This window comes from Proteus faecis (assembly GCF_003144395.1).
Taxonomy (GTDB): Bacteria; Pseudomonadota; Gammaproteobacteria; order Enterobacterales; family Enterobacteriaceae; genus Proteus; species Proteus faecis.
Genome location: NZ_PENZ01000049.1, coordinates 1 through 14,287, shown reverse-complemented (window position 1 = coordinate 14,287; position 14,287 = coordinate 1). Strand labels below are relative to the sequence as shown.

The 14,287-nt window shown below is 34.0% G+C and carries 10 protein-coding genes, 6 tRNA genes and 1 pseudogene; 12 read left to right on the top strand and 5 right to left on the bottom strand.

Translation table 11 applies throughout. The annotated features are described in order from the left end of the window. The first annotated feature begins 29 nt into the window (after positions 1 to 29). The 10 genes from DK858_RS16780 to DK858_RS16735 all read left to right on the top strand — a co-directional run bounded on the left by DK858_RS16780 (position 30) and on the right by DK858_RS16735 (position 4,786). The gene (locus DK858_RS16780) at positions 30 to 434 is read left to right on the top strand and encodes a GFA family protein (RefSeq protein ID WP_109398377.1); all 405 of its coding nucleotides are present in this window, start codon (positions 30 to 32) and stop codon (positions 432 to 434) included. A 237-nt stretch (positions 435 to 671) separates the two neighbouring features. Beyond that, positions 672 to 1,235: a LuxR C-terminal-related transcriptional regulator gene (locus DK858_RS16775; RefSeq protein WP_228407354.1), complete on the top strand. Its 564-nt coding sequence runs from the start codon at positions 672 to 674 to the stop codon at positions 1,233 to 1,235. Next, on the top strand, positions 1,219 to 3,051 hold the full coding sequence (gene uvrC, locus DK858_RS16770; protein WP_109398375.1) for an excinuclease ABC subunit UvrC: 1,833 nt from the start codon (positions 1,219 to 1,221) through the stop codon (positions 3,049 to 3,051). Before DK858_RS16775 ends, uvrC begins: the two co-directional genes overlap by 17 nt. A 55-nt stretch (positions 3,052 to 3,106) precedes the next feature. Then, positions 3,107 to 3,655, top strand: coding sequence for a CDP-diacylglycerol--glycerol-3-phosphate 3-phosphatidyltransferase (pgsA, locus tag DK858_RS16765; RefSeq protein WP_075674025.1), 549 nt, complete (start codon positions 3,107 to 3,109; stop codon positions 3,653 to 3,655). Positions 3,656 to 3,796: 141 nt separating this feature from the next. Beyond that, positions 3,797 to 3,872 (top strand) — tRNA-Gly (locus DK858_RS16760). Positions 3,873 to 3,897: 25 nt separating this feature from the next. Then, positions 3,898 to 3,971: transfer RNA gene (locus tag DK858_RS16755), tRNA-Cys, on the top strand. Positions 3,972 to 3,976: 5 nt separating this feature from the next. Further along, positions 3,977 to 4,063, top strand: a tRNA-Leu gene (locus tag DK858_RS16750). Positions 4,064 to 4,189: 126 nt separating this feature from the next. Continuing rightward, positions 4,190 to 4,276: transfer RNA gene (locus DK858_RS16745), tRNA-Leu, on the top strand. 168 nt (positions 4,277 to 4,444) lie between these two features. Beyond that, positions 4,445 to 4,531 (top strand) — tRNA-Leu (locus DK858_RS16740). Positions 4,532 to 4,699: 168 nt separating this feature from the next. Continuing rightward, a tRNA-Leu gene (locus tag DK858_RS16735) sits at positions 4,700 to 4,786 on the top strand. 119 nt (positions 4,787 to 4,905) lie between these two features. Here DK858_RS16735 and DK858_RS16730 read toward each other — a convergent pair. After that, positions 4,906 to 5,937 carry a glycosyltransferase family 9 protein gene (locus DK858_RS16730; protein WP_194294860.1) on the bottom strand — a complete coding sequence of 344 codons (1,032 nt, stop codon included), beginning with the start codon at positions 5,935 to 5,937 and terminating at the stop codon, positions 4,906 to 4,908. A gap of 274 nt (positions 5,938 to 6,211) precedes the next feature. Further along, positions 6,212 to 7,381: an iron-containing alcohol dehydrogenase gene (locus DK858_RS16725; protein WP_109398374.1), complete on the bottom strand. Its 1,170-nt coding sequence runs from the start codon at positions 7,379 to 7,381 to the stop codon at positions 6,212 to 6,214. A 628-nt stretch (positions 7,382 to 8,009) separates the two neighbouring features. On the opposite strand from DK858_RS16725, the gene DK858_RS16720 reads away from it, so the two are divergent. Beyond that, complete coding sequence (locus tag DK858_RS16720) at positions 8,010 to 8,429, top strand: hypothetical protein (RefSeq protein WP_109398373.1); 420 nt, start codon at positions 8,010 to 8,012, stop codon at positions 8,427 to 8,429. A 462-nt stretch (positions 8,430 to 8,891) separates the two neighbouring features. After that, positions 8,892 to 10,121: a sugar transporter gene (locus DK858_RS16715; protein ID WP_109398372.1), complete on the top strand. Its 1,230-nt coding sequence runs from the start codon at positions 8,892 to 8,894 to the stop codon at positions 10,119 to 10,121. A gap of 64 nt (positions 10,122 to 10,185) precedes the next feature. On the opposite strand, the gene DK858_RS16710 is transcribed toward DK858_RS16715, so the two are convergent. The 3 genes and pseudogenes from DK858_RS16710 to tnpA form a co-directional block, all read right to left on the bottom strand. Then, positions 10,186 to 12,228: a DUF262 domain-containing protein gene (locus DK858_RS16710; protein ID WP_228407352.1), complete on the bottom strand. Its 2,043-nt coding sequence runs from the start codon at positions 12,226 to 12,228 to the stop codon at positions 10,186 to 10,188. Next, entirely contained in the window at positions 12,225 to 13,637 is a 1,413-nt protein-coding gene (locus tag DK858_RS16705; protein WP_109398371.1) for a DUF262 domain-containing protein, read from the bottom strand. Before DK858_RS16705 ends, DK858_RS16710 begins: the two co-directional genes overlap by 4 nt. Positions 13,638 to 13,893: 256 nt before the next feature. Beyond that, positions 13,894 to 14,250: pseudogene (tnpA, locus tag DK858_RS16695) on the bottom strand (IS200/IS605 family transposase); the annotation flags it as partial. Positions 14,251 to 14,287 lie beyond the last annotated feature (37 nt).

Sequence of the window (14,287 nt, the reverse complement as noted above, 5' to 3'; positions counted from 1 at the left end):
TGCATGATTTAATGGAAAGGAGAACTATAATGCATCAAGGTCAATGTTTATGCGGTAAAGTTAAATTATCAACAGCACAAGATATCTCTGCGCTCAGTGTTTGTCATTGCAGTATGTGTTTACGTTGGAATGGAGGACCAGGTTTTTCAATTGATTGCAAATCAGATTTGAAGATTGAAGGCGAAGAAAATATAACACGTTATGATTCATCTTCATGGGGAGAGCGAGCATTTTGTAAGTATTGTGGCTCTCATCTTTTTTACCATCTAAAAGAACCCCATACTTACTATGTGTCAGCAGGGTTATTTCCTGATGCGAAAGAAAGCAAACTGACAATGCAAATTTATATAGATAGCAAGCCTCATTATTATAATTTTGTAGAAAAAACACCAATGCTAACAGAGCAAGATATTATGAATATGTTCAATCAATAATATCTTATTTATTGATTTTTTATATTTTTAAAGGCTCTTTTCTATATGAGCCTTTTTTATTATAGTGTAATGGTCATGTTAAGGTTTATAAAAATTGATTTAACATTCTTTGTTATGTTTTAATTTAAAAGGAAAGAGTTATTGATAAATACATTGATAATAAGTCGAGTTGAAATATTTAACTTGGGAATAAAAACACTGCTTAGTCAGATTAAAAAAATTAATATCCGAAAGGTAATGAATGATGAAAATGATGCATTTCGCTATTGCCGACAATTTTCGGTTAATCTTATTATTTTTTACTCAACGCCTTCAGTCTCATTAATTGACTCTATAAAAAGAATAAAGCGTTCTTCTTTATCAATTAAAATAATTGTTATTTCACCAAAAACAGACTCTATATTATCAATAACACTTCTTCAATTGGGTATTGAGGGTTTTATTGTTGTTGATACTTCTTGTGACAATATTCTGCAAGCTATTCGACAGGTTTGCATCGGTCAACGGTATATAAGCCAAGAGTTAGCGATGGAAATCGCACTAACAAAATTACAGCAAGAATTAAATCCTTTGCATCATCTGTCTGAAAGAGAATTGCAGATTATGTCGATGATTATCAGAGGGAAAAAAATCACACAAATCGCCAGTGAACTGAATATTAATACAAAAACAGTAAATAGCTATCGTTACCGAATGTTTAGTAAACTTAAAATCTCAGGTGATGTAGAATTAACTCATATAGCAATACGCTATGGGTTAATTGAGATAGAGAGTCATTTACAAAGTGGAAGACAAATTTGACGCCAAAGCATTTTTAAGCCGACTCACTGATAAACCAGGTGTGTATCGGATGTATGATGCGACAGACACAGTAATCTATGTCGGTAAAGCTAAGGATCTGAAAAAAAGGCTTTCTAGCTATTTTCGTACACAGGTAAATAGCCGTAAGACTGAAGCTTTAGTGAAGTGCATCGCAAATATTGATGTTACGATCACCCATACAGAAACGGAAGCTTTATTGCTTGAACATAGCTATATCCAGCGTTATCAACCTCGCTATAATGTATTGTTACGAGATGATAAATCCTATCCTTATATCTATTTAAGCAGTGATAAACACCCTAGACTTGCTAGTTACCGTGGTGCAAAACATGCCAAGGGTGAATATTTTGGCCCCTTTCCTAATTCATTCGCAGTAAGAGAAACATTGGCATTAATGCAAAAATTGTTTCCTATTCGTCAATGCGAAGACAGTGTTTATCGCAATCGTTCAAGACCTTGTTTACAATATCAAATTGGCCGTTGTCTTGCTCCTTGCGTAAAAGGTTATGTTTCTGATGAAGAATATGCTCAACAAGTTAATTATGTGAGGCTTTTCCTTTCAGGTGATGATACACAGGTTATTGACGGGTTGGTTAAACGTATGGAAGAAGCTAGCCAAGAATTACGTTTTGAAGAGGCAGCTCGCATTCGTGACCAAATCCAAGCTGTAAGACAAGTGACTGAAAAACAATTTGTCGCCAATATTGGTGATGATCTTGATGTGATCAGTGTTGCTTTTAATGGTGCGATTGCTTGTGTTTATGTTCTCTTTTTCCGCCAAGGTAAGGTGTTAGGAAGTCGGAGTTATTTTCCTAAAGTTCCTGCAAATACTTCAATTGATGAAGTTGTTCAGACTTTTATTGGTCAATTTTATTTACAAGGTAGTGCAATTCGCACTTTGCCAACTGAAATTTTGCTCGATTTTAATCTAGAAGATAAGGCGATCCTTTCTGAATCTATATCTTCAATTGCAGGGCGAAAGATTCAAATTCAAACAAAACCGCGTGGTGATAGGGCGCGCTATTTGAAATTAGCTAGAACAAACGCAGCTACGGCATTGGCTTCAAAACAAGTCGAACAATCGACAATATCACAACGTTATACCTCTTTGATGTCTCTTCTTGATATGAAAGAGATAAAACGAATGGAATGTTTTGATATTAGTCACACTATGGGAGAGCAAACTGTGGCTTCATGTGTAGTATTTGACATGAATGGCCCATTAAAATCGGAATATAGACGCTATAATATCAGTGGTATTACTCCTGGTGATGATTATGCAGCGATGAATCAAGTGTTAACTCGACGTTATGGTAAATCATTAGAAGACAGTAAGGTTCCAGATATTATCTTTATTGATGGTGGTAAAGGGCAATTAGCACAAGCAATAGAGGTATTTGATTCTCTTAATGTTGATTGGGACAAATCACACCCGAAATTAATTGGTGTTGCAAAAGGGAGTGATCGTAAAGCTGGGCTTGAAACCTTGTTTTTTGTGCCAGAAGGGGAAGGAATGGCGTTGCCTTCTGATTCGCCTGCGTTACATTTGATCCAACATATTCGTGATGAATCGCATCGTCATGCGATAACAGGGCATCGTCAACGTAGAGCAAAAGTAAAAAATACCAGCTCACTGGAGTCTATTGAAGGTGTAGGACCTAAGCGTCGTCAAATGTTGTTGAAATATATGGGGGGGCTACAAGCTTTACGAGATGCAAGTGTTGAAGAAATTGCGAAAGTTCCGACAATTTCGACTGCATTAGCAGAAAAAATTTTTAATGCGTTGAAACACTAAGTGTATTGATGCACCATATTAATAACTCTCACTTTTCTAGGTCGTGTAGAACGCTATGCAACTAAATATCCCAACTTGGCTAACTCTATTTCGTGTCGCTCTAATTCCATTCTTTGTTTTGGTGTTTTATTTACCATTCAAAGATGCTCCATTAGTCTGCGCTATTATTTTTATGGTAGCAGCTGCAACAGATTGGTTTGATGGTTTTTTAGCACGTAGATGGAAACAAACTACCCGCTTCGGCGCTTTTCTTGACCCGGTAGCGGATAAAGTAATGGTTGCAACAGCACTTGTTTTAATTACTGAGTACTATCATGAGTGGTGGATAACCTTACCAGCAGCAACAATGATTGCTCGTGAAATTATTATCTCTTCATTAAGGGAATGGATGGCTGAATTAGGAAAACGTAACAGTGTTGCTGTTTCTTGGATAGGAAAAGTGAAGACGACCGCACAAATGGGATCGTTGGTTGTGTTATTATGGCGTCCTACGGTTGAAGCAGAGTGGTTTGGATTCGCTTTATTATATATCGCAACAGTGTTGACTTTCTGGTCAATGTTTCAATATTTGAGCGCTGCGTGGTCAGATTTGCGCGAAGGTTGATCGAAATGACTGAAAATTCACCGAACAGTCAAAAAGATGCAAATATAGTGTTGACTAGATTCAGGAAATCAGTAGAATGCAACGCATCGAAAGGCACAACGGTTTACAGAAATAAATAAGTAAATCAGCAAGTTCGGTAAAGCGGGAATAGCTCAGTTGGTAGAGCACAACCTTGCCAAGGTTGGGGTCGCGAGTTCGAGTCTCGTTTCCCGCTCCAATCTCTTATGAGATTGAGCAGTTGAGGCGCGTTGGCAGAGTGGTCATGCAGCGGATTGCAAATCCGTGTACCTCGGTTCGATTCCGGGACGCGCCTCCATTAATGCCCAGGTGGTGAAATCGGTAGACACAAGGGATTTAAAATCCCTCGGCTGTAAGGCTGTGCGGGTTCAAGTCCCGCCCTGGGCACCATCTCTTTTAGATAAAGAGTTTGGTGCAAAAAGAAAGTCCATTCTAAATGGCAGTGAAAAGTAAATAAGTCGTCCATACCAGTATCTCTCTTAGTAGTAAGAATTTACGGACGCACCACAGAATTTAGCCCAGGTGGTGAAATCGGTAGACACAAGGGATTTAAAATCCCTCGGCTGTAAGGCTGTGCGGGTTCAAGTCCCGCCCTGGGCACCATATGAATAGCGGACCTTAACTTAGGTCCGTTTTTTCTTCCTCTAGCGATAAGTTAGTGAGAGAAAAGCAAAAAACTAAAGTTAGCAGTTTTAGACGTAAATGCTTTAAATTTATTTGTTATTTAGTTTGTATAAGCAAGTATTATGCATAACAAGTAAATACAATTTAGCCCAGGTGGTGAAATCGGTAGACACAAGGGATTTAAAATCCCTCGGCTGTAAGGCTGTGCGGGTTCAAGTCCCGCCCTGGGCACCATATGAATAGCGGACCTTAACTTAGGTCCGTTTTTTCTTCCTCTAGCGATAAGTTAGTGAGAGAAAAGCAAAAAACTAAAGTTAGCAGTTTTAGACGTAAATGCTTTAAATTTATTTGTTATTTAGTTTGTATAAGCAAGTATTATGCATAACAAGTAAATACAATTTAGCCCAGGTGGTGAAATCGGTAGACACAAGGGATTTAAAATCCCTCGGCTGTAAGGCTGTGCGGGTTCAAGTCCCGCCCTGGGCACCATATAAAAAACGGACCTCATTGAGGTCTTTTTTTTGATCATAAAAAATGAAAATCACTTTATTAGTTGTAGTAATAAGGTGATTTTCATTTAAATATTGTTTTTTATGAGTAATCGGTGATTAGTTCTTTGTATCTGAAGCAGTAACTCGATTTCTTAATGTAATAAAACGAGTCAATACATCCTCTACCGTAAGAAGTCCTACAGTATCTTCAGGTGCTTTCAGTACTTCACTGGCAATATGCCATGGTCCCCAAAAATCAGCATCGCTATTACCAAACATGGCTACTGTTGGCACACCAACACCAACTGAAATATGTAATGCTCCACCATCGCTGGTTAGCATCTGATCACATAAAGACATACCCGCCATTAATTCTCGAAGATTTTGTGTAGGTACTGGCGTAATAGGGATATCTTTGCATTGTTCGAGTATAAACTGTGCTTTTTCATCATCACCAGGATGTTGCTTATTATCATTGCTTCCTGGCGACCAAAAGAGAAGAATATGGCATTTTTCGCGTTGTGTTAATTGGTGCGCTAACGCGATAAATTTTTCTGCTTGCCAACGTTGTTGTGGTTTACGTGAACTAATTTGTAAGCCGTACACTGGAACATTTTCAGTTATTTTAATGCGTTGACGAATTGTAGAGATCTCTTCGTCTTTAACATACAACTTTAAAGGGCCTGCTTTTTTCTCTATTCCAAGAGGGTGAGCTAGTTGACAAAATAACTCAGCGATATGACCTTTGTTAGATGGTGTTGGGATGGGATCTGTCACTGCTGATGGTGCATCATCGCCAATAGCGATAATTCGTTTAGCTCCGGATAATTTTGCCCATTGTAATGCTCTTTTGGCCCAATGATCACGAGCAACAATTGCAATGTCATAATGCTGACGACGCATATCAAAAATAATTTTTAAGCGACTTAGAATGAGCTTTAAGGACGATTGTCCTGATTTTTTATGATGTAACTTACTGTAAATATGTACATTTCCGACAGAAGGGTTACCTTCTAAGATTGCTTGATTGTAAGAATTTACGAGAAGATCAATTTTTGTATTGTATTCACGGGAAAGAGCATCAATTAATGGTGTTGTAAGTATTAAATCACCAATGTTATCTCTTTGTATTATTAATATTTTGGGCATAATTAGATTTATTTATACTCGAATGAAAAAATAACACTGTAAGTAATAACTTATGTGTTAATCATAATCTATGGTTATGATTATAAACTATTCGATATGTATAGGCATTACTATCAAAAAATTAATTACTTTTTTGAATTGGAAATGCGTAATTATTATGCTGATTTGTAGAAAGTAAGGTGATTATCTATAAATAATCACCTTACTTATGATAAATCTTGATATGCAATTTGTTTTTAACAACTTACATAATATTCATTTTTTAAGATCATGTTTAAAAACAGGCTTCTAAAATATCTAGCACATCTTTAGTTGTTAGCTTTTTATAGCCTTTGCCAATAATTGTGGTTGACTGTGCAATTTCTGGAAGCATCTCTCTTGTTGCACCTAAGGCTTCTAATGAAGTAATAATGCCACATTCCTTTGTAAAACGTTCTAGTGCATCAATACCCTCAAGGGCAATTTGATCTTGTGTTTTTCCTTCAGGGGAAACTCCCCATACCTGAGTTGCAAAGCGTACAAATTTTTCAATACCAAACTTATAGATAAAACGATAATAAGGTAGAGAAATTGCAGCGAGTCCCATTCCATGTGCACAATCTGTATAAGCCCCTAATTGGTGCTCAATCATATGAACTTGCCAATCTTGAGTTTTGGATAATCCTGTGAGGGTATTTAATGCAAGTGTTGCATTCCACATAAGATTACTTCTTGCTTCGTAATCCGTTGGATTTTTAAGTGCGATACGTAAGTTATCAATAGAAGATTTTAATAAGCTTTCAATTAAGTAATCGGTTGTATTTGCACCTTGATCAGAAAAGTATTGTTCCATTAGGTGAGACATTGTGTCATATACACCACTCACCATCTGGTATTGAGAAACTGTAAAAGTATATTCTGGATTTAAGATTGAAAACTTTGGAAATACATTGGCAGGAAATAAACGCCCAATTTTATATTTAGTCTCTTCATGAGTAATGACCGAGCCCCCATTCATTTCAGAGCCTGTACCTACCATGGTAAGAATTGATGCGACTGGAACAATTTTATTTGTCACATCTTGATATTCAATCCAATATTTTTGAAAAGGATCTTCATTTTCACAATAAGCTGAAATGGAAATGCCTTTCGCACAATCAATAACGGAGCCACCACCAACCGCTAATATTAAACTGACATTGTGTTCGCGAACTAATTGAACACCTTCCATCATTTTTTTATACGTTGGGTTTGGCATAACACCTGGTAACTCAACCACTTTTTTACCTGCATATTTTAGTATTTCTATGATTTCATCATATAAGCCACTAGACTTGATTGCATTACGGCCATACATCAACATAACTGTTTCGCCATAACGCGGTAATTCATCATTTAATTTAGCAAGGGAATTCTTTCCAAAATAAATAGTTGTCGGATTGTAGTAAGAAAAGTCGAGTTGCATTTTGATATCCTATTGAGATAATAAGTTAATAATCATCCTAATTAAATATAGCTTATGTTTTAACTTCAAAAGAGATATTGATACATATTTATTGAGATAAATGTTATCGCTAAGATCCCTTAGGCAATTAAGCTTATTCCTGATTTGTAAGTATGGCTAATAATTTGTATAGAAGACGCTTCGTGTATCAGTGTTTATTTAGGAATTGAGTTTCAAATTGATTACTTTTATGAGTTCATCTTTCAATTTTCATGGTTAAATTTGGGGTTGAAAATATTATATTTTCAATCTCTTCAGATGGGCTCTATACGATATAAAATAATTAATATTGCTGTGGTCAAGTAATTATAAAGTATGGATTAACTATTTGAAAATTATTTGTTTTTTAATAAGAGTATTAGAAGGAAAACATGAAAAATAAGATAGATTGTGCTTAATAAATGACACTCTTATCGATTTATTATTTGTTGTTCTTTCAGAGGTAAAAATAAATAGAACTGTATACCTCCGTAATAAAATGTAAAAAATAAAAAGAATCGTAATTCAGATTGAACCTGGTTTATTTAAACTATATATATTAAAAAGAAATCTTAAAAAAATATAATTTATATGTGATGTGGGGTTTTATATGAAACAGATACTTATTATTACAGGAGGGGTATTATCGCTGACAATTATGCTAGCTATTCTTGTCGCTATTTTAATGGTGTCTGTGATTAAAGAAAATACAGATGAATTTTGGAGTGAAAGCCGCGAAGTGATTGAAAATTCATCATCAACATTACGTGAAACTCTTTCTACCGTAGAAGCAAAACGCGATACGCTTATGGCTCTTTATCAATCTAAAGATAATAATGGAAGTTGCCAGCAGTTAGCTGAAAAACTAAACGATGTTGAAAAAGCTCTTTCTAATGGAAATTTAGTGTTACCACGACCAGCAAAAGAACAAATTTCGACTATCAAAAATGCTTTTAATGGTTCAACATCGCCTACGAAAAACATTGCTTGTGAGCAAGCACTTCAAGTTATTAATGACTTAAGTCAGTAATCTCAATATCCTTTCTATTTTTATTTATCTTTTATCCAACAGTAAGATTATTTTCGGTTATTAAATTAATATATCTTAACTTAATTCAATGAATACACGATATATTTTTATTAAAAAGAGTAAATTTTCATTCTTCAACATAAAGTAGTAACCGATCATTTATATCTACATTTTTACTATTAGTAGATTATGTTAACGTTAAAAAGAAGTTGCTAAGGGGATTTAAAGTTGCGATATGAATATGCTAAAATTAATAGCTGATTCGCTTTAGCAATGAAGTTTAGTGATAATTTGGTTTATTTTTTGTTTCTAATAAAATGCATTTTTATCTTTATGCTATTTTTTATTTTCAATGTAATAAATCCATTTTATAGCTCAAGTAAGAAAAGCAAATCAGATAAAAGCTTCTACAAAAAAGCATGGTATATATATCAATATAATTTAAGAAAATATCAATTAACTATGAATATCGCAACATCAAACGTAAATGAAGTTAGCCGTCAAACAGCATGGATCAGAGTAATAATATTATCATTCGCGGCTTTCGTTTTTAATACAACAGAATTTGTTCCTGTTGCTCTGTTAAGTGATATTTCTGAAAGCTTTGGAATGATCCCAGCTCAAACAGGTTTAATGATCACGATATATGCTTGGGTTGTTGCTTTAATGTCTCTACCTTTAATGATAATGACCAGTAAAGTTGAGCGACGTAAGTTACTTATTATTTTATTTATAATCTTTATTTTAAGTCATGTTTTATCTGGCGTAGCATGGGATTTTAAATCTCTGATAGCAGGGCGTATTGGTGTCGCTTTTTCTCATGCTGTGTTTTGGTCTATTACCGCGTCACTGGCTATTAGGGTGGCGCCTGCCGGTAAACGAGCTCAGGCATTAGGTTTATTAGCGACAGGAACTGCGTTAGCAACGGTACTTGGTTTGCCTTTAGGTCGTGTTGTTGGGCAGTGGTTAGGATGGCGTGCAACATTTATGGGAATTGGCGTTTTAGCTTTAATTACCATGTTTGCGTTAATGCGTTATTTGCCTTTATTACCGAGTGAACATTCAGGATCATTAAAAAGTGTGCCTGTGTTATTAAAACGTGCTCCATTAATGGGGATTTTTCTGCTAACGGTCATAGCAGTTACAGCACACTTTACAGCTTATAGCTATATTGAACCTTTTGTTATTGATATTGCAAAGTTAGATCAAAATTTTGCAACCTTGGTTCTACTTATTTTTGGTGGTGCAGGCATTATTGGTAGTGTGTTATTTAGTCGTTATAGTGCCAAGATGCCAACATCATTCTTATTTTTTGCTCTTGTTTTACTCACTGCGTGTTTAGGTTTATTAATGATAAGTAGCCAAAATTTAACAACATTTATTGTGTTGATTATATTTTGGGGAATTGGTTTTATGTGTATTGGCCTTGGGATGCAAGTCAAAGTGATTGATTTAGCGCCTGATGCAACAGATATCGCTATGTCTATTTATTCTGGTATTTTTAATATCGGTATTGGTGCTGGGGCATTGATTGGTAATCAGGTTATTTTACATGCCGGTATGACAAATCTTGGCTATGCAGGAACAATATTAAGTATTATTGCAGTGGTTTGGTGTGGTTTTATCTTTAATCGCTATCGCGTTTCTATGGGCGGAGAGCCCCGTAAAAAGAATCAACTCCATCAACACTAACTAAGCACTCACATAATATAAAGGCACTTATTCAATAGAAAAAGTGCCTTTTTTATTAATAGAATTATATATCTAGCGATGAGATTAACGTGGATTTCATTTCATTATAGTGTGAGTCTAAGCTATCATAATTCCAAACTTTTTCTTTCATCATTAAGTGTTGTTTAATACTGTCAATATCATTGTTATGATAATAACTTTGTTTTGCTTCAAACATGAGATTACTTAATCGTGAGTTTTTACTATGACTAATTAAACATAAGTTACCGAAACTATTTAGCTTATTAGTTTCCCATTTTTCATACCCATTCATAGGGGTTTGTGGGTAATAGTGTTCAACAGAACTTCGGAATGTAAATTCAAATTTTTTTATGGCGTCATCGCTATTATAATATTTTTTCCATAATAGATAATCTAAGTAATTGAATATAAGATTATGTGCTATTTTTCCATAAGATAAGCGGTTTTCTAGATGTTCAATTTCTTTATTATTGGGCAAGTTTTCACATAGGTTGCTGAAATATTTTCTGTTCTTATCAATGTTTTTTTCTATTTCACTTTCAGAAGAATAAATTATTTTTTGATAAGAGAGTGTGTTAGGTACTAACCAAAGATCAAAAACGAATCTATTTGTCATCTTTTCTAAATAAGTTAAGTAGAGCTCTCCTTGTACCTTATGGGCATTATAAAGCCAATTTAATGCGCCATTGAGCCAATATTTATATGCTTGTGTAGGGGTCGACACATGAAGTGCAGAAAGTATCATTATAAGTGAACGCTGGGTCATATCATCATGATCTTCTTTACCATGAGTATTAGCATAATAATGCGTTTTGCTATTACTTTTACGATAAGTTTTTAAACTCCAGCTATCTTTATTTTCAATATATTCTCGTTTAATAATCCATTGGTCAAAAAGATATTTACATTTTAATAATGACCAAATAAAATTTCTTACATTATTGATGATATTTTCATCGCTTGAATTTATTTCAGAGGGTTTCAAAAGAAATTGATCAAAAAAGTCTAAAAGTCGTTTATCATCTAATGCAATTTTTTCATCTTTAGTGACAATATTAAGAACATGAATTAAAAAATTCGGAAATGAAATAACAGAATGGAAACGTTCAGAGCCTTCACTATTAGGAGAGTTTTGTTTATTTTCCTTGATAAAAGGTAATTGGATTAATTCATTTAAATTGAATTTTTTTGATGTGTTATCATTAGTGTTGATTTTTTCATTATTCTTATTATCAGTCGATGCATTTTCTAACGATTGAATAAATGAATTTATATCTGATGGTAATAAATTATCCCAATTTTCACCGAATATATGTTGGCGTTGCGTAGAGTCAAAACCAGATTGAATGTAACTATTCATATTAGCACAAGCATTCCAAACTAGATCCAATGCTAATTTGCTATATTTTTTATCTTTTTCATTTTTTATTCTATCAAGGATACTTAATAACTTAGCTTTTAATATTTCATGTTTTTCTAATTGTTCTCCTCGATTATTCATCACTTCAAAATAGTGATTTAAATCAGTTTGTGCAGGCACTTCAACTCGAAGAATTTGTACTTTATTGATGAGGTAATCAGTAAATTTTTCTAAACTTACATTCCGTTCGTTAAGGATTTTAATAAGAGAATCATTAATTATTTTATAACCATTTACAATAGCATTATTGATAGGATAAATATTTTCTGACTTTAAATCGTCACTATTTTTGTTTAAATTAAAAAGGCTATTAATGGTGTTTTGTGAACTCTCTCGGCACTCAAATTCAATATTGGGTGAAAAGTAAAAATCTTTGTTTTTTAATTCTTTTTGTATCCAAATCATCAATAGTGATAATGTCGTTAAACGTTGTTGGCCATCAATAACTTCATAGATTTCTTTTTTATTATGTTGTTCATGCTTAAAAACAACAAGAGTACCAATATGATAATAATTAGCATTTTTATGTTGTAAGTAATCTAATATATCATTGATTAATTGTGATACTTCACCTTTTTCCCAAGAGTAATTACGCTGATACATAGGGATCATGTAATGAGCATGTTGAAGTAGATCTTTAACAGAAAGAGAAATAGGTTGGCTCACGACATATACCTCATTTTTTTAAATAACTCTTCAATAGAATTTGTCTTACTAGAATAATTTTTTTCTACAATAGGTAAGTAAAATTGTAAAAAATCTGTGGGCTCAATCGAGTTTCTCAATAATTTAAAAAGATTGTTTTCGAGTACATAATTATCCATACTGGCCAATTGTAATACTTGATAATTTAAGCGTAAGCTGTAAGCCCATATAAAGATCTTTTCAATAGCCTCAGAAATTTGTTCAATACCGAATTTGTCATAATAGTAGAGAAGTAGGCAATTAAACATCGTTCGAACATAACTATCACCAATACGATGTCTTGCATTATAAGTGTTAATCGTGGTTAAAATATTTCTAGCATTTTCTGTAAGATGCACCTCATCCATGACTGAAGTGCTTTTTAAATGAGGTAATAGCATTTGATAATAGCTAACCATTTCAAAAAAACGACGACCATTAATAATTTTTTGTTCAAGTTGAAATGGGTACATCATCGATTGGTGATCAATTTTTCTTGTGTAGTGAGCATTATAATCATCAACAACATGATGTATCATTTGAAGAGCTTTAACACAGGGATAAGCATGACTTTTTTCTAGATTAACACCTTTAAATAAGCCTATATCGTTTTTAGTAAATTTACGAGCAGATTCCCCATTTATCCACTTTTTAATTCGATAAAGGTATTCTCCAAATAAGTTACTTAATGTTTCACTATTACTATTTTCCCATAAATGTACGGTATGTTCTTTTAACACACTATCCTGAGTACTAAATTCACGTAAATGAAATGCCTTTAGTAGATCGTGAGGAACAAGATCTCGTCCTCGAGCATTTTGTGAATCAAAGAATTGGAAAGCTTCTGAGATATTATCAATAGTTACTTTAACTAACTCACAATTGTTCAATAAAAAAACAATTTGTTCTTTACCAAATGTGGGACGATTAATATGTTGACAAATAAGTTGGTAGTTAGTCTGAATATTAAATTGAGAAATCTTATTATCAAAAATAGGATTAAAAATAACTTTATCTAATTCTAAAAGTTGTTTTTTTAGTTTTTTATCGATTTCATTGTTGTCATCGAATAAATTGGTCTCTAATCGTTCGTAGATAAATGCTTTAATTATCAGTATTAAAGTAATAATTCTTTGCTGTCCATCGACAATATCGTCTATTATTTTTTCATTTAAGCAATGTTGATGAATTACTAATGTACCAATTCGCCAAGCCTCCTTATCTTGATGATGAAATAAATCAATAAAAAATTGTTCAATATGCTGTGTTGTCCATTTATAAGGGCGTTGGTAATCAGGGATGGAGAGATGGGGATTGAGTAAGATGTTCTGTATTTTTGTAATCTCAGGCTTTATTTTAAATACATTATTAGAAGATGTTTGTAAATTCATGGTTTTTAACTTAGATAAAAATATTTTTATAAGATGAGAATGTAAATTATACAATAATTAGAAAGTGTACCTAATTTAGATAGATGAGGGTATAGAAATCATTCAAAATAAGTCATTGTACTTAGTGCTAAATCTAAGTAATCCTCAAATAAGCGCATTGAGCCTTAGCGAAAAACGCCGTAAACCCTCGCCCAATGCGAGCGGGGATATAAGGCGAAAAGCCCGCAGGGCTTTAAAGATCAATCAGGCGTTGACTGACTCTGAACGTAGGCTCNCACAAAAGCCCCGTTTTACTTTGCATCCGTAAATGTGTGTTTTGCTGCCGGAGCAGGCGCGACGATACTGATTTCAGATTGTTGACCATCACACTGACTGCCAGTTTTGGCGGGTAAGCAACCAGCAGATGCACATGGTCAGGCTCTCCGTCCATCTCAATAATTTCGCATTCAAGTTTTGCCGCAGCGGAGCCAAATGCGTCACGCAGTTGAGCGATCATCTGTCCGTCAAATAGCTTGCGTCGATACTTTGTCATAAAGATCAGATGCACGACCAGTTTACTGACACTGTGTCGCTTGCGGAGGGATCCCTCCAGTAAATCATCATGATTACTCAATTGATATATTCACCTAACATGTTAAAATAAAAACATT

Coding starts and splice junctions, on each gene's coding strand:
- DK858_RS16715 (WP_109398372.1), top strand. CDS start 8,892: ATGAATATCGCAACATCAAACGTAAATGAAGTTAGCCGTCAAACAGCA.
- DK858_RS16725 (WP_109398374.1), bottom strand. CDS start 7,381: ATGCAACTCGACTTTTCTTACTACAATCCGACAACTATTTATTTTGGA.
- DK858_RS16775 (WP_228407354.1), top strand. CDS start 672: ATGAATGATGAAAATGATGCATTTCGCTATTGCCGACAATTTTCGGTT.
- DK858_RS16705 (WP_109398371.1), bottom strand. CDS start 13,637: ATGAATTTACAAACATCTTCTAATAATGTATTTAAAATAAAGCCTGAG.
- DK858_RS16730 (WP_194294860.1), bottom strand. CDS start 5,937: ATGCCCAAAATATTAATAATACAAAGAGATAACATTGGTGATTTAATA.
- pgsA (WP_075674025.1), top strand. CDS start 3,107: ATGCAACTAAATATCCCAACTTGGCTAACTCTATTTCGTGTCGCTCTA.
- DK858_RS16780 (WP_109398377.1), top strand. CDS start 30: ATGCATCAAGGTCAATGTTTATGCGGTAAAGTTAAATTATCAACAGCA.
- DK858_RS16720 (WP_109398373.1), top strand. CDS start 8,010: ATGAAACAGATACTTATTATTACAGGAGGGGTATTATCGCTGACAATT.